The sequence below is a fragment of the Candidatus Niyogibacteria bacterium genome (assembly GCA_016432485.1).
GTDB lineage: Bacteria > Patescibacteriota > Minisyncoccia > HO2-45-28 > HO2-45-28 > HO2-45-28.
Genome location: CP066691.1, coordinates 67,814 through 83,760 on the forward strand (window position 1 = coordinate 67,814; position 15,947 = coordinate 83,760).

Consider the following 15,947-nt stretch of genomic DNA (forward strand, 5'->3'; position numbering starts at 1 on the left):
AATTAGCAGTTGATAATCGCAAATTGAAAATTTTTTAAATGGCCAATCGTCACCTTTCCCGCAGCATAGTTTTGCAGACCCTCTTTGAATGGGATTTTAACGGTTTTGTTTCAAAGAGCGCGGATGCCGGGCTTGAGCGCAATTTAAGCGAATTCGCTCCCGGACTTGAAGACGGCGGTTTTTCCAAAAAATTGATTAAGGGCATTGTTAAAAAGCGAAAGGAGCTGGATAAAATCATTGAAAAAGCGGCGCCCGAATGGCCTTTGGCGCAAATCGCGATGATTGATCGCAATGTTCTGCGCATCGGACTTTACGAGCTTATTTTCGGCGACCGAAAAGAGGTGCCTCCGAAAGTTGCCATCAACGAAGCGATAGAACTGGCCAAGACTTTCGGCGGCGATTCATCCGGCAGGTTCGTCAACGGGGTTCTGGGCACGGTTTACCGCGAAATGGGCGAGCCGGGCAAAGACGACGACAGTCAAAAAAAGAAAAAAATAGCCGACCCGTCAAAACTTCCCCGAGAAGAATTGGGCGGGGGTGTTGTGTATCGGCGCGAAAATGGAAAATTAAGTTTCGCTTTGGTGCATGATGTTTTCGGATACTGGACGCTTTCCAAGGGACATCTTGAGGAGGATGAGGATGCCCGTCAAGGAACTAGCCGCGAACTTGCCGAAGAGCTGGGACTTAAAAATCTGGAACTGCTTGAAGAAATAGGAGTTAATGAATACATCGCTTCAGACCCCAAAAAAGGTCCGGTCAGGCGGCGCGTATCCTATTTTTTAGTTGAAGCAAAAGATAAAGATTTGCGGCTTGGGCCATCTGGCGGATTGGATGACGCCCGATGGTTCAGCATTGAAGAAATGGAAGATTTAAAAATATATGACGATATCCGTCCGCTTATTCAAAAAGCGCTTTTGAAATTAAAATGAGAGAATTTTCAAACTTTGAGCAGGAAATAGGCTATTCTTTTCAAAGTAAGGATTTGCTTACCGAAGCTTTTACCCACCGTTCTTATTTGAATGAGAATCCGTCCTGGCCTGGCGCCCATAACGAGCGTCTGGAATTTTTAGGAGACGCTGTTTTGGAATTGATAATCACCGAATATCTTTTTTACCGATTTCCCGAAAAGCCGGAAGGCGAATTAACCAGTCTTCGGGCGGCTCTTGTTAATGCCGGCATGCTTTCAAGCGTCGCTTCGGACATGGAAATGAATAATTTTTTGCTTTTGTCGCGCGGAGAAGCCAAGGATGTCGGGCGGGCCAGAGGTTATATTTTGGCTAACGCGGTGGAGGCGTTGATAGGCGCTTTGTATCTTGACGGCGGGCAGAGCGCCGCCAAAAATTTTATTGATAAATATATCGCGGTTAAAACCGATCTGGTTTTGGAAAAGCATTTATACCGCGACGCCAAAAGTCTTTTTCAGGAGAAAGCGCAGGATATTATCGGTATTACTCCCAATTATAAAGTTCTTGAAGAATGGGGGCCTGACCACGATAAACATTTTGTTATAGGGGTCTTTATCGGAGATGAACTTGCGGCTTCAGGCGAAGGTCCCTCAAAGCAAACTGCCGAACAGAATGCCGCCGAGGATGCGCTGAAAGTTAAGGGCTGGCAGTGAGCTCTATGGCTTTTCGGCTCAAAAAACTGGAGCTTTCCGGGTTTAAGTCTTTTGCCAAGGCGACTCATTTTGATTTTCCCCAGCCGATAACGGCGATTGTGGGTCCTAATGGCGCCGGCAAATCTAATGTTGTGGAATCTATTCGCTGGGTTTTGGGCGAGCAGTCGCTGAAAAGCTTAAGAGGCAAAAAAGGCGAAGACCTTATTTTCAGCGGGTCGCAATCTGCGCCCCGGCTTTCAAAAGCGTCAGTCGCTCTTTATTTTGATAATTCTCTGCACCAGTTTCCGATTGAGTTTGATGAGGTGGTGATCGGCCGAAGAGTGTATCGCGACGGCCAAAGCGAGTATCTTCTGAACGGTTCTGAAGTGCGGCTTAAGGATATTATTGAGCTTTTGGGCAGTGTCGGGTTGGGAGTTTCACAGCATCATATAATCGGCCAGGGCGAAGCCGACCGGATTCTTTACGCGTCATCCAAAGAAAAGCAGTCGGCGTTTGAAGACGCGCTCGGCCTCAAGGTATACCAGTTTAAAAGGATAGAAGCGGAAAGAAAATTATCCAAAACCGAAGAAAATATGCGGCAAGCTCAGGCTCTGCAAAAAGAGATTAAACCGCATCTGAAACATCTTGAGCGCTTGGTTGAAAGATATAAACAGGCGGAAGACATCAAAGCCGGCCTTGAGAAAGTGTTAAAAGAATATCTGGCCCGGCTGAAAGCAACGCTTGAGAGCGCTAAGTCAGGCCTGTCTTCAAAAAAAGAAAAGCCGGTTTCCGAACTTCGCGTCGCTGAAAAAAAGATAGAAGAACTCAAAAATAAACTAGCCGGCCTTGAAAAATTTGAAGAAGAGCCGAAAGGATTGAAGGAATTTGACGCTGAATTGAGCCGAATCCGCGAAAGCAAGGCTAAAATTGAACGCGATTTGGGGCGTCTCGAAGGAATGATTGAGGTTTCTTCTTCCGAATCGTCAATAGAAGGTGAAAAGATTCCCAGGGAAGACGTGGAGGACTTACTTACGAGCCTTGACGATTCATTGTCTTCGGCCATGGATACTGACGTAATTGAAGAAATATACGCCATAATTCAGGAAGTTATTTCAAAAATAACCTCTTTTTTGGGCGGTTTTGTTTCGGGCACAGAAGCCAAGTCCGGACACGAAAATTTGTTTAAGAAGAAAAAAGAGATTGAAGCGGTTCTTTTACGCTTGTCGGATGAAGAAAAGGCGGCGATCAAAAAACGGGACGCGCTGAACTCGGTTTTTTATGAATATAATCGTGATCGTCGGATGGCTGAAAAAGATATTTTTGTCCTTGAATCAGAAACGAACAATCTGCGAAACGCTCTTGGCGTTTTAGATTTGGAACAGGAAAAAATAAAGATGAAAGAAGAGGAGTTTATCCGCGAACTGGAAGAAGCCAGGAGATTTTTCGGCGAAAGCAAAATAGAATTGGCTGATGCCGAAATTTTTAATGAAAATGAGCGCGAAAAAATGAGGAAAGAACTCGACCGGATTAAATTCCGTCTGGAAGAGGCCGGAGGCGTGGACCAGGCTATAATCGGCGAATACGAAGAAATAAAAGGGCGCGACGAATTTTTTGCCAAAGAGCTGGAAGATTTGGGCAAGGCGGCCAAGAGTTTGCGCCAAATTTCAAGGGAACTGGGCGATAAAATAGAGCACGATTTCAATCAGGGGATAGAAAAAATAAATAAAGAATTCCAGAATTTTTTTGAAACGATGTTCGGCGGAGGAAAAGCCAGGTTGGTTGTCATTCATCCGGAAAAAAGAACTAAGAAAGAAGGAGAAGAAGATTTAATTAATACGGAAGAAGAAGGTTTGCCTGCCGAGGCTTTGATAAAAGAAGGCGGGGTTGAAATTGATGTCAGTTTGCCGAGGAAAAAAGTGAAAGGATTGGATATGCTTTCGGGAGGTGAACGAGCTTTGACTTCCATAGCACTTTTGTTCGCGATGTCAAAGGTGAATCCGCCGCCGTTCTTGGTTTTAGACGAAACCGACGCCGCTCTGGACGAATCCAATTCCAGAAGATATAGCGCGATGCTCAAAAATCTTTCCGCGACCACTCAAGTTATCACCATCACTCATAACCGCGAAACAATGCGTCAGGCCGGCGTTCTTTACGGAGTCACCATTGGTTCTGACGGCGTTTCGCGCATTTTGTCTCTTCGTCTCTCCGAAGCTGAAGAAATAGCGAAGTAGACCATTTTTTGATATAGTATTTTTAGGAGTTCTTCTGAAAAAAGGGAGGGGACATGGTCTACAGCGATAAAGTCGTTGATCATTTCAATAACCCCCGCAATATCGGAAGTTTGGATAAGAATGATCCAAAAGTCGGAACGGGGATTGCCGGAGCGCCCGAGTGCGGAGACGTGATGAAATTGCAGATTAAAGTGGTCCGTGAACATTTATGTCAGGATTGCCAGAATTCTTGGCTGGCCGAATCGCAAGAGGCGACCTGTCCGCGCTGTAACGGCAATAAAATCAATATTCGGGATGTCATAGTTGACGCCAAGTTTAAGACCTTCGGCTGCGGCAGCGCCATTGCCAGCTCCAGTTTAGCCACCGAGTGGTTAAAAGGAAAAACTCCCGATGAAGCTCTGGAAATCAAAAATACTCAAATAGTCAATGAACTGAGTTTGCCGCCGGTAAAAATCCACTGCTCGGTTCTGGCCGAAGACGCCATTCGAGCTGCAGTTAAAGATTTCAAAAAGAAACAGAGTGAATAAACCGTTTTCAACGGCCGTTAAAATACGGCCGTTTGACTTTTGCGGTTTTATTTTATAAACTCTTTTTATGTTGGTAATACGATTACAGCGCGTAGGACGCAAAAACGACCCTCATTTCAGGGTCGTAATTATGGATAAAAGGAGCGCGGCTAAGGCCGGCAAAGCCATTGAATTTTTGGGTTCGTACGATTCTCGCCAGAAAGCAATAAATCTCAAAGAAGACCGGATTAAATACTGGCTTTCGGTGGGCGCTAAACCATCTGATACGGTTCATAATCTTTTGATTTCCAAAAATATCATTCAGGGCGTAAAAATAGACGTTTCGGCCAAATCCAAAAAGATTGAAGCTCCGGCCGAAGTTGCGGCGGAAAAAACGGAAGAAAAAGTTGAAGAAAAATCCGAATAACATTTGTAGCGATCTTTCTAACGGGGTAAAATTAACTGATGATGTCTGATATCGTGATTTTTATAGTCGTGCTTGCTGTTTTGGTTTTGGCGCACGAATTCGGGCATTTTATTGCCGCAAGAAGAAAAGGAGTAAGGGTGGAAGAATTCGGTTTCGGTTTTCCGCCGCGGCTTTTCGGTTTTCAAAAAGGCGAAACTTTTTACTCTTTTAATCTTTTGCCGTTGGGGGGCTTTGTTAAGATTTCAGGCGAGAACGACGTTGACTCTTCCGACCCGCGAAATTTTGCTTCTCACGGCGTCAGAACACGCGCTTCCATACTTTCGGCCGGAGTTTTTTTCAATATTATTTTGGCTTTCATTATTTTTTCTTCGGCAGTATCAATCGGGATGCCGGTTGACGCCGGGGATCCGCTCTGGAGCGGGAGAGTTCGCGATAAAGCCGTAACCGTAGTTGAAATTTTGCCGGAATCGGCCGCCGAGACCGCGGGATTAATTATCGGCGATAAAATTCTGTCGCTTGAAGCCGATGCGGCGCGGGTCGTAACGACCGGCGTTTCGGATGTTCATGAATTCACTGTAAATCACGCGGGCCGGCCGATAAAGATTGAAATAGATAGAAACGGCCAAAAAAATATTTTATCCGCGGTTTTAAGTGAAAATAAAATCGCTCCTTTGGGCGTTGCCACGGCCGAGATAGGAAAAATAGATGTTCCTTGGTATAAAATTCCATGGGTCGGTCTGGAGCTCACTTTTTTGACGGCGTGGCGGACGCTTGGAGGGTTTTTTCACATATTTCAGATGCTTTTTTCCGGTCAATCCGTAGCCGGTTTTATCAGCGGTCCTGTCGGAATTTTTTCCATTGTTTCGGGCAGTATTGATATGGGACTTGCGGTCATAATGTCTTTGGTCGCGGTTCTTTCCATAAATCTGGCGATTATAAACCTCATACCCATTCCGGGGCTTGACGGCGGACACCTGCTTTTTTTGGCTGTTGAAGCCGCGCGAGGCAGGCCGGTGGGCCGGAAAATAAGCGGCTTGGCGCATGCCGCCGGTTTTGCTATCTTGATAATGCTGATGCTCGTTGTTACTTATTTGGATATTAAACTTAGATTATAAAAACAAGGATGAAACAAAGTCAATTTTTTGTCAGAACTTTAAAGGAAAAGCCGAAAGACGCCGAAAGCGCGGGGAATGCTTTTTTGCTTAGGGGCGGATTTATAGACAAAAATTCTTCCGGGGTTTATACTTTTTTGCCCATGGGACTGCGCGTTCTTGAAAAAATCAACAAAGTTATACGCGAAGAAATGAATGCCCTCGGCGCTTCCGAACTTTTGATGCCGGCACTCATTGCCGAAAAATACTGGAAATCCACCCGGCGCTGGGATGCCGAAGTGCTTTATAAAGTTAAGGATTCGTCTGGGCAGGATTACGGCCTTGCTTTTACCCACGAAGAAGTTTTAACTCCGCTTCTTAAAAAATTCATATCCAGCTATAGAGACCTGCCGCTGGCGCTTTATCAGATTCAGACAAAGTTTAGAGATGAGCCAAGGGCCAGAGCCGGACTTATCAGGACCAAAGAGTTTGTGATGAAAGATCTTTATAGTTTTCATTCCGATGAAAAAGATTTAGAGTCTTATTATTGGCGCGCGGCCGGCGCTTACAAGAAAATATTCAAGCGTTTAGGTCTTGAAGCTAAAATTGTTGAGGCTTCGGGTGGCGGATTCACCAAAGAATATACTCACGAATTTCAGGTTCTGACACCGGCCGGTGAAGACGAAATTTTTTACTGCCTCGATTGTGATTTCGCGCAGAATAAAGAAATCACTAAGATCAAAGAAGGAGATAAATGTCCGAACTGCGGCAAAGACAGAATTAAAAAAGAAAACGGTATTGAGGCGGGAAACATTTTCAGACTGGGCACCCGTTTTTCCGAAGCGGCCGACCTTTCATATAAAGACAAAAGCGGCAACAAAAAATTCGTGGTTATGGGTTCTTACGGCATCGGGCCTTCAAGGATAATGGGGGCGCTTGCTGAAATAAACCGCGATGAAAAAGGTCTGATTTGGACTTCGGAGACAAGTCCGTTTAAGGCTCATTTACTTGAGTTTGAAGGCGGAGAAAAACAAGCTGCCGGCGTTTATAAAGCATTGAGCGATGCCGGAGCGGAAACGCTGTATGATGATCGTAATGGAGCTACTGCCGGCGAAAAATTAGCCGATGCCGACTTGCTGGGAATTACCTGGCGGGTTATCGCGAGCGCGCGAACACGCGCTCAAAATAAAATTGAGCTTAAAATGAGAGGTGAAAATCAAAGCCGGCAGGTCACCTTAAAACAGCTTTTAAATTATGTTAAATAAATTTTTCAGTTTTTTTTCAAAAGACGTGGGGATTGACCTTGGGACGGCCAATGTTTTGGTTTACGCGGAGGGCCGGGGCGTTGTCATAAACGAGCCGTCGGTAATCGCTTTGAATCAAAAAACCGGACAAGTGGTGGCCATAGGCGCTGAAGCCAGGCGGATGGTCGGCCGGACGCCGAGCCATGTTTCAATAGTGCGTCCGCTGGTTGAAGGCGTCATATCTGATTTTGAGGTCACCCAGGAAATGCTTTCTTATTTTATTAAAAAAGTTCATCAGCCCAAGTCTTCTTTTTTGGCGCGGCCGCGCGTGGTTATTGGCGTGCCTTCCGGTATAACCGAGGTTGAACGCAGAGCCGTGAGGGATGCGGCGCGCAATTCAGGAGCCCGCGAAGTTTATTTGGTTGAGGAACCGATGGCCGCGGCCATAGGAATACGTTTGCCGGTGCAAGAGCCCGTGGGGAATATGATAATAGACATAGGCGGAGGCACTACCGATATAGCCGTGGTGTCTTTGGGCGGACTGGTTTCGTCAATGAATTTGCGGGTAGCCGGAGATAAATTGAATAAAGATATAATCAATTACGCCCGAGATGAATTTAAGCTCTTTTTGGGCGAAAGAACTGCTGAGGATTTGAAAATCGCCGTCGGCACGGCTTTGAAACCGGAATCGCCCATGGAAAGCGCGGTTCGCGGCCGCGATCTGGTTTCGGGTCTTCCGCGCGAAGTTATCATGACCGATTCCGATGTTCGGGAAGCTATTGCCAAATCGGTGAGGTCCATAGTTGAAAGCGTTAAAGAAGTGATAGAAGCCACGCCTCCTGAATTGGTATCGGACATAATGCATCGCGGAATAATTATGGTTGGCGGCGGAGCCCATTTGAAAGGGCTGGATAAATTAATTGAAAATGAAACCAAGATTCCGACCAAAATCGCCGAAGACCCGATGACCGCGGTTGTGCGCGGCTGCGGCATAATCCTTGAGGGGCTGGATGATTTTCGCGGCGTGCTTTTGGAAAAAGAAGAAGACGTTTCTCCTCAATGAATCCCGTTAAAAAGAAATTAGTTTTATACGCTTCCATTTGCGGAGCCGTACTCCTTTTATTTTTTTTCGGAAAATTCATTGAGCCGGGCGCGGCCTCGTTTCTTTTTAAAAAAATAGAATCTATAAAAGCGCTCGGTTCTGCGCCGATAAGTTATTACAATTTTTGGGGACTATTCAAATATAAAAGCGAGATTTTGCGCCAAAATCAGGAATTAGCCGAACGTCTAACGGCTCTGGAATCCAGAGAAATGGTTTTGAAATTCTCGGGCCTGTTCGAAAATTCCGCGGATTTTATGGAAGCTACGGTAATTTTACGGCCGCCGGCGATTGAATATGGCCAATTGATAGTTTCCAAAGGCTTATCTGACGGGGTTACGGAAGGTAAAATCGTTTTACTCGGGGACAGCGTTATTGTCGGCGCGGTGGGGGAGGTATTCAGCGGTTCAAGCCGTGTAATTTCATACTCCGATTACGGCAGAGAACAAAACGTATTTTTGGAACAAGCCGGAATTTCGGCATCAGCCGTCGGACAAGGCAATAATGAACTTGAAATTACTTTGCCCAGAGATTTTCCGGTGTATGCGGGCGACAGAGCTTTTTCTTTAACCGACCCGCCGTATCTGGTGGGGCTGGTTGAGCGCGTGGAATCTTCGGCCAGCTCTCCGGTAAAGACTCTTAAAATAAAACAGCCCTTTAACATCCACAATATTTACTCGGTGCGTATTCTGAAATGATCAGGATACTTACGGGCATTTTTTTATTCGCGTCAATTTTTTTTGCCCCCTGGGCTTTTGTTTTTGCCGGAGTGATTTTGGCCGCGGCAATATTTTCTTGGTATTTTGAAGCTTTTATAATCGGAATTGTTATGGCGCTGACAGCAGATATGGCTTTGTGGAAAATATTTCTTATTTTCGGCTTAGTCATATTAGCGCAGGAAAAAATTAAATTATCAATGAATTTCGGCCGTTTTTCGCTGGCCGTATTCTGGCTCTGGCTTGTCGGAATCGCTGTTTTTAGCGCGACATTCCTCGTTTTTATTTAATTAAGCGCGTATAATTATTTTAAGGTTTTAATCTATGCCTATTTATTCGGTGATCATCAGAAATGCTTCTGTTTTTGACGGCGCGGGTTCCGCGCCTATAAAAACTGATATCGCGATAGATGGCGATAAAATAAATTTTATCGGGGATTTAAGCCGTGAGTCCGCCCGCGAAGAAATTGACGCCTCCAATCTTTATGCCGCCCCGGGTTTTATAGATATTACCGGCCATTCCGATACCCACTGGACATTATTTGACGAACCCTCGCAGGAAAGTTTGGTCAAGCAGGGCGTCAGTACTATTTTAGGCGGAAGCTGCGGCTCTTCTTTGGCACCCATAGTTAACGCGGAAGATATAGAAAATCTGCAAAAGCGATCCGATGCCTCCACGATAAACATAAATTGGCAGACCGTTCAGGAATTTTTGGACGAGCTTAAAAATCACAAACTTGCGCTTAATTTCGGGACGCTTGTCGGCCACGGCACTTTGAGGCGCGCTTCGGGTATGGACGTGTCGCGGGAAGCAAGTCCGAACGAACTTGAAAAAATGGCCTATTTGTTAAGCAGAGCTCTGCGGGAAGGAGCTTTAGGGATTTCAACCAGTTTGGGCCGCAGTTACGCTCTGGCCGCCGATGACAATGAAGTGGAAAGTCTTTTATTTTTGATAAAAAAAGCGGGGAAGCTGGCAACGCACCATCTTGAAGATGAGGGAGGCGGCATTGTGGCGGCGGTTTCAAGAATTGTTTCTTTGAGCCGCGCTTCCGGCGCAAGGAGCCACATTTCTCACTTTAAGGTTTTAGGCAAGAAATCCTGGCCGCAGCAAAAAAAAGCTTTAGAAATAATTGAGCGCGCGATAACCGGAGGAATGGAGATTACCGCGGATTTTTTTCCTTACACCGCGACCGGCTCCGATCTTTATCTTCTTTTACCGGAGTGGGCCATAATCGGGAAGCAAAATGAAATACTTGGTCGTTTGTCCGATGCCGATATCAGAGAAAAAATTATAAACGCTTTAAAGCTCATGACTCTTCACTACGATAAAATAATCGCGGCTTCAACTTTAAAAGACACTAATGTTGTCGGAAAAAGCCTGGAAGCCGCGGCTAAGGATGCCGGTTTAAGTCCGGAAGAAATGATTATTAATCTGCTTATAGCCAATAATCTGCAGGTCAGTATTTTTAACGAAGTCATTTCGGAGGAAAATATGCTTGAACTGGCTTCCAAGGACTATACGGCTATATCTTCCGACGGTTTTGGTCTTGGGGCGGGCCTCAAATCCCCGCAAAACAACCTTTCGCATCCAAGGTCGTTCGGCGCCTTCCCGCGGGCTTTGAGATGGCTTGTGAAGGAAAAGGGGGTTTTGAGCTGGGAAGAGGCCATACGAAAGATGACCAGCTTGCCCGCGAAAATTTTGGGTATTGAAAAAAGAGGGCAGATTAAAGAGGACTTTTTCGCGGACATAGTACTTTTTGACCCCGAGACGATCACGGATGAAGCCGACTACAAAAATCCACATCGTTTTTCGAGGGGAGTGGAGCATCTTTTCATCAACGGACAGGCCGTTTTATCCGGCGGAGAATTAACGGGAGAAAGACCGGGAAGAGTGATTATGAAATAAAGAAACCTTAAATCGGACAGGCATCTGTCCGATTTAATAAAATCCCTTAACCCCCTTACTCCCATTTTCTCCCCTTAATCCCTTTTATCCCCTTACCCCCATTTTACTTCCCATTTTCCCCCTTTAGTCCCCCTCACCCCTTTTACCGCAGTTGTTAGAACAACCCGCTCAAAACAACATTCTAACATTCTCAAGAATGTTGGAATGTTGTAGGGCGGGGTTTTAGGTTGAAATCAGGCCAAAAATGCGGGAAAGTAAGGGGAAGATGAGTAAGTCATTCACGATTTATCCAAGGGGGACATCCGGCCTCCCAGAAACCAAAATACCGCTTTCGGGCGGTATTTTGGTTTATAATCCCAAATCAGCAATATTTAATAAGCATATTTGACTTGCACCATATTGATGCATTATGATTATAGCATGTCATTAGAAGAAATATCGGGATACAAGGCAATAAAGCGTCTCGCCGTGGAGCGACCAGATTGGCTTCCCATCGTTCGGGAGTGTCTCGCTTTTACGAAAGAATATAAAGCCGATTTTGCAGGAGCTTGGATATACCAGCGCTTGCAAGAAAAAGGTGGGCCAAGATTTTCAAATCTCCGCCTACTCGTTAGTTTCGGTATCTTGAAAAAAGAGGGCACTTCCCGCGCCGGCCGCCGCGCCTATTATTCGTTTGTTGATCCAGTGGGCGTTGAAGAAGCATTAAAAGAACTTTCTCAAGAAATATGAAAACCATTTTTGGGATTATTTTTTTAATAACGATTGGGATGACTGGTTGGTGGTTTGGTTTTTTTGATTTTGTGCCCAAAATCGGCACCCCCTTTGGCGACTTTGTCAAAAATAAAAGCGGAGAACAAAGTGCCGTGGTAATAATCCCCACAGATCCAATTGATATAGCAGATATCATTGAGAGGATAGAAAACGGCAAGACGGATGAAGAAGTACAAGATTTGTTGGATATTTATAAAGACACTTTGGTAATGGGGGATGGCAAATATTCAAATAAATGGAGGTCTAATGAGAACGAGGGCCCCAAAATTGGGATAAAAGTTAACGGTAGAACAGTAAAATGTAATTTTAATCCAGATTGGCAAAAAAGAATTGAGCTGTCGCAATTGGGCGATACTATAAATTTTTTGGGAACATTCCGTTTTATTGAATCTTGGGGGCGATACTATGTAGAAGATTGTTCCTTAACCAAATAAATATTTTCATGGAACTATCAGACAACGAAAAAAGAGATATCGTGAAATATTTGGAAGCGGGAAAACCGCTTCCGGAAAAGTATCGTTTTTTGCTTTTTGATGATGATAGAGAAGTTGAGTTACTTTGGAATGGTAAGACAAATGAGGTAACGAATGTTGTCTTACCTTTTCAAGTTATTGAGCAAATAGACGAGCCGAGGAGCGACGCAAAATTTGGCAATCAAAATTCTCTTTTTGACACCTCGGGACGACAAATAACCGGATGGACGAATAAATTGATTTGGGGAGACAATAAATTGATTCTCTCATCTCTTAAAAATGGACCGCTTCGCAAAGAAATAGAAGCGCAGGGCGGTTTGAAATTGATTTATATTGACCCGCCGTTTGATGTTGGGGCGGACTTTTCTATGGATATAAAAATTGGTGATGGTGAGGATGAAGAAAGTTTTACAAAAAAACCGTCAGTGATAGAAGAAATTGCCTATCGCGACACTTGGGGCAAAGGTGCGGATAGTTTTATTGCGATGATTTATGAGCGATTGAAACTCATGCACGATTTGCTTGCCGCAGACGGAAGTATTTATGTGCATTGTGACTGGAGAGTGAATAGCTATATGAGGTTAGTTTTAGATGAGATTTTTGGTAAGGATAACTTTAGAAATGAAATTGTTTGGAAAAGAACATACTCAACAAAAGCACAGAGTGTTGGTTATGGTAAAACGCATGAGCTTATTTTGTTTTACGCAAAAAGTGAGACTACTAAATTAAAGCAACTTTACCAAAAACCAGCTGATGATTATGTAGATAAATATTTTAATAAAACAGATGAGAATGGCAAAAAGTACCAATCTTTGAGTTTGACTCAGCAAGGACAGGGTCCCGCTAGATTTTTTGGGGACAGACTAATTGAACCACCCAATGGGATGCATTGGATTTGGGGGCAAGACCGAATAACAAAAGCTTTTCAGGAAGGTAGAATAGTTTTTACAAAAAACAATTTTCCGAGACTTAAGAAATATCTTGAAGAATGGAATGAACAAGGTCGTCCGGTTGATGGACTTTGGGTTGATGATGAAGTTGGACCATTAAACTCCTGGCACGGGGAATCGCTGGATTACCCTACACAAAAACCGGAGTCAATGCTTGGGCGTATAATTCAATCCTCTTCAAATGAAGGCGATCTTGTTGCTGATTTCTTCTGCGGTTCGGGGACAACGCTTGCGGTTGCTGAAAAACTCGGCAGAAAATGGATTGGCTCTGACTTGGGGAAATTTGGCATACATACATCACGAAAGAGAATGATTGGCGTACAGCGAGAATTGAAAAAGGAAAGCAAAAATTTCAGGGCTTTTGAAATCTTAAATGTTGGTAGATACGAAAGAGAAAATTTCCTCGCGACAAATAACGACTTGCGAGCGGAAGAGAAATCAAAACAAGCCGATAGAAAAGAAAAAGAATTTGTAAAACTCATTCTCTCTGCGTACAAAGCGGAGCCGGTGGAATCTTTTGTAAATGTTATCGGCAAGAAAAGAGATCGACTTGTGGCGGTGGGACCCATCGATACTCCGGTTTCCTCAAAACTGGTGCAGGACATTGTAAACGAGTGTATAGAAAAAGGAATAACTAAAATTGATGTGCTTGGTTTCGATTATGAAATGGGGCTTGATTTTTCCCAGTATAAAGATCAGGGCATTGATATTGCTTTCAGAATAATTCCGAGAGAAGTTTTTGACAGAAAAGCGGTAGAAAAGGGTCAAGTGAAGTTTTATGATGTGGCGTTTATTGAAGCGAAGCCGATTATCAAAGGGAGGGGAAGCGAAAAAGAAATTTCTATCGAACTTACCGACTTTTCCGTTTTCTACAATCAAGATGATTCCGGTGAAATAGCCGAGGCGCTTCGGCCCGGTGGTTCTAAGGTTGTAGTGGAAGATGGACAAGTGGTGAAAATCACTAAAGACAAGAAAACTGAAGAAATTTCAAAAGAAGTTTTGACTAAAAAATGGAGCGACTGGATTGATTATTGGGCGGTGGATTTTGATTTTGCAAGCAGAAAAGAAATCATCAAAATAATTGAGGATGGTGAAGAAAAAGAAGTTTGGACTGGCGACTATATTTTCGACAACGAATGGCAGAGTTTCCGCACGAAAAAGAACAGAAATCTTGACCTCGTCACTCCTCCCAAGGTGGCTACAAAAGGCAAGCATAAAATAGCCGTAAAGGTCGTGGATATTTTCGGAAATGACACGACAAAGGTAATAGAAGTAAATATATGAAGTTTATAAAAAAAATAGAGATTCATTCTTTTAGGTCATGTGAAAATATGCACATTGAAAATTGTGAAAATTTTAATGTTTTTTTGGGTCTCAACAATTCTGGCAAATCAAATATTCTACGTGCTTTAAATTTATTTTTTAACGGAGAAATTGAGCCGGGTTTCAAATTTCTTTTGGAAAGAGATGGTAATTTCCCTCCCAAGAAACGTAAAAAGAAAGAAGTTGAAATTAGTATTACTTTTGATACAAGAGAATTAAAAAAATTACCCCAGTTTAAAAAGGCTGTTGGAAACATTGTTGATGATTATGTAATTACAAAAGTATGGGGTTACCAAGGTTTTTCTGAGGGCCTAATTGTTGCTAAAGGAAAAGACCAGCTTGATAAGGCCCAAAACCTTCTAAAATTTATAAGATTTCGATATTTAGTTGCTCATCGAGACCCTGCAAAAATCATTATAGAATCAGAAAAGCGTATACGAAAGGAACTACTTAGAAGGTTTAATTCACGTATTAAAAAGTCGCAAATTTCTGGAGGACAAAATTCCATTACCGAGGTTTTAAAAATTCTCGAAGATGCTTCAAAGTCATTAATTGACCCAATCGCACTACCCGTTAAAAGCTTATCACCGGAAGTTAAAGACCTTATCCTTTTAACACCTAAAACATTTCAAGATCTAGTTATTTCCTTGGGATACGCCGTTCAATTAAAAAATGAAAAAATGATTTCCGAAGAATTACAGGGGTCAGGCTTCCAAAGCCATTTAATGTTTAGAGTTTTGTACTTTGCGGATACGGCGTATAGTTTAGATTTTGGTTGGAAAGGTATAACAATTTGGGCTATCGAAGAACCGGAATCTTTTCTCCATAAAAATTTAGAGATAGAATTAGGGAAATTTTTTAATGAAATTTCTGAAAAATTTCGTATACAAATTTTTTGCACGACACATAGTGATGTTTTCCCTCAATATGCAAAAATGTCTTATTTAGCAAAATTTGATGATCTAAAATACTCTCAACTACAATACGATGTATCAAAAAAAATTATTCATGAGTCCTCAAAATTGGGTATTTCTTCGTTTGTTCATACACTACATTTTCAACAGGGAGTGCCACTTGTTTTAGTAGAGGGTAAAACTGACAAGAAAGTTGTGAATAAAACCTTAGAACTTTTAGGTGATGCTGAATTTTTCAGTATTTTTGATAATTTTGATTTGAATCTAGACTCTGGTGGTGTTTCTCAATTATTAAAATATTTACAAAACAACAAGTTAGTTATTGATAGTAGACAAAAACCCTTTTATATTATTTTAGATTGGAATGAAGAGAATAAAACAGTTAATCAATTTAAAAAGATTAGTAAAAATATTTTTCCATATAAGTTTGACGAGTCAAAATGTAATCCAAATCTTGACAATAGTTTTAGTGGTATAGAAAGATATTTAACAACAGACTTTATTAAGAATCCTGCAACAGAAAAGACATTTTCGTATCAAACTGATTCTGTAAATTCTTCTATTTTGTCAATGAAAAAGAGAGTATTGGACGATAATAAAGTTTTTTTAGCTGATTATTTTGTGAAAAATGCTAGTAAATTGGATTTAAAATTTTTAGAACCAGAAATTAAGAAAGCTTTACACTTAAGTTAAAAAGTTT

General features: G+C 42.8%; 15 protein-coding genes. All 15 read left to right on the forward strand.

What is annotated here, in order from left to right; translation table 11 throughout:
* Positions 1-38: 38 nt before the first annotated feature.
* Positions 39-929 carry a transcription antitermination factor NusB gene (gene nusB, locus HYY55_00330; protein QQG46281.1) on the forward strand — a complete coding sequence of 297 codons (891 nt, stop codon included), beginning with the start codon at positions 39-41 and terminating at the stop codon, positions 927-929.
* The gene (rnc, locus tag HYY55_00335; protein QQG46282.1) at positions 926-1,618 is read left to right on the forward strand and encodes a ribonuclease III; all 693 of its coding nucleotides are present in this window, start codon (positions 926-928) and stop codon (positions 1,616-1,618) included. The genes nusB and rnc overlap by 4 nt, the downstream gene beginning before the upstream one ends.
* 5 nt (positions 1,619-1,623) lie before the next feature.
* Positions 1,624-3,828 carry an AAA family ATPase gene (locus HYY55_00340; GenBank protein ID QQG46283.1) on the forward strand — a complete coding sequence of 735 codons (2,205 nt, stop codon included), beginning with the start codon at positions 1,624-1,626 and terminating at the stop codon, positions 3,826-3,828.
* 53 nt (positions 3,829-3,881) lie between these two features.
* Positions 3,882-4,355, forward strand: coding sequence for an iron-sulfur cluster assembly scaffold protein (locus HYY55_00345; protein QQG46284.1), 474 nt, complete (start codon positions 3,882-3,884; stop codon positions 4,353-4,355).
* A 67-nt stretch (positions 4,356-4,422) separates the two neighbouring features.
* On the forward strand, positions 4,423-4,761 hold the full coding sequence (gene rpsP / locus HYY55_00350; GenBank protein ID QQG46285.1) for a 30S ribosomal protein S16: 339 nt from the start codon (positions 4,423-4,425) through the stop codon (positions 4,759-4,761).
* A 38-nt stretch (positions 4,762-4,799) separates the two neighbouring features.
* Positions 4,800-5,876 carry a site-2 protease family protein gene (locus tag HYY55_00355; GenBank protein QQG46286.1) on the forward strand — a complete coding sequence of 359 codons (1,077 nt, stop codon included), beginning with the start codon at positions 4,800-4,802 and terminating at the stop codon, positions 5,874-5,876.
* An 8-nt stretch (positions 5,877-5,884) separates the two neighbouring features.
* Complete coding sequence (locus HYY55_00360; GenBank protein QQG46287.1) at positions 5,885-7,117, forward strand: hypothetical protein; 1,233 nt, start codon at positions 5,885-5,887, stop codon at positions 7,115-7,117.
* Positions 7,107-8,159: a rod shape-determining protein gene (locus tag HYY55_00365; GenBank protein QQG46288.1), complete on the forward strand. Its 1,053-nt coding sequence runs from the start codon at positions 7,107-7,109 to the stop codon at positions 8,157-8,159. The genes HYY55_00360 and HYY55_00365 overlap by 11 nt, the downstream gene beginning before the upstream one ends.
* A complete protein-coding gene (locus tag HYY55_00370) occupies positions 8,156-8,893 on the forward strand; it encodes a hypothetical protein (GenBank protein QQG46289.1) in 738 nt (245 codons plus the stop codon). The genes HYY55_00365 and HYY55_00370 overlap by 4 nt, the downstream gene beginning before the upstream one ends.
* The gene (locus tag HYY55_00375) at positions 8,890-9,201 is read left to right on the forward strand and encodes a hypothetical protein (protein QQG46290.1); all 312 of its coding nucleotides are present in this window, start codon (positions 8,890-8,892) and stop codon (positions 9,199-9,201) included. Before HYY55_00370 ends, HYY55_00375 begins: the two co-directional genes overlap by 4 nt.
* Before the next feature lie 34 nt (positions 9,202-9,235).
* Complete coding sequence (locus HYY55_00380; protein ID QQG46291.1) at positions 9,236-10,816, forward strand: amidohydrolase family protein; 1,581 nt, start codon at positions 9,236-9,238, stop codon at positions 10,814-10,816.
* 420 nt (positions 10,817-11,236) lie between these two features.
* Positions 11,237-11,545 (forward strand): hypothetical protein, encoded by a 309-nt coding sequence (locus HYY55_00385; protein QQG46292.1) that lies wholly within the window; start codon positions 11,237-11,239, stop codon positions 11,543-11,545.
* On the forward strand, positions 11,542-12,021 hold the full coding sequence (locus HYY55_00390) for a hypothetical protein (protein ID QQG46293.1): 480 nt from the start codon (positions 11,542-11,544) through the stop codon (positions 12,019-12,021). The genes HYY55_00385 and HYY55_00390 overlap by 4 nt, the downstream gene beginning before the upstream one ends.
* Positions 12,022-12,029: 8 nt before the next feature.
* Positions 12,030-14,294 (forward strand): site-specific DNA-methyltransferase, encoded by a 2,265-nt coding sequence (locus HYY55_00395; protein QQG46294.1) that lies wholly within the window; start codon positions 12,030-12,032, stop codon positions 14,292-14,294.
* Positions 14,291-15,940 (forward strand): AAA family ATPase, encoded by a 1,650-nt coding sequence (locus HYY55_00400; protein ID QQG46295.1) that lies wholly within the window; start codon positions 14,291-14,293, stop codon positions 15,938-15,940. Before HYY55_00395 ends, HYY55_00400 begins: the two co-directional genes overlap by 4 nt.
* The last annotated feature ends 7 nt before the right edge of the window (positions 15,941-15,947 follow it).